Below are 263 nucleotides of genomic sequence, written 5' to 3'. Positions count from 1 at the left end.
CGGGCAGGTTTGGCAGCCAACGCGCTCATGGACGGCATCCATAGTCCCTTGGCGGACTTGCTCATCCCCGTATCGCAGCGGGACAAGCACCAGCTCCGGATAGACCGGATCAACGCGGGCGAGGATGCCAAACGGGTCCATACCCGGGCGTCCACCTGGGGCATCCCGTTCAGCTGGTTCTCCTTATTCTCCGAAGGGGACCGCAAGGACGTCGTCGAAGCCGGCGGACGCATCCTCACCGTGAGGGTATGGACGCCCCTGAC

General features: G+C 64.3%; 1 protein-coding gene. It reads left to right on the top strand.

Annotated features, from left to right (window positions below):
- The coding region (locus SCA31_RS23935; protein WP_410699493.1) for a hypothetical protein at positions 1-263 on the top strand (263 nt) is incomplete at both ends.

This window comes from Chryseobacterium sp. SIMBA_028 (assembly GCF_046535285.1).
In the GTDB taxonomy this organism is placed as follows: Bacteria; Bacteroidota; Bacteroidia; order Flavobacteriales; family Weeksellaceae; genus Chryseobacterium.
This window is presented reverse-complemented; position numbering and strand designations above follow the sequence as displayed.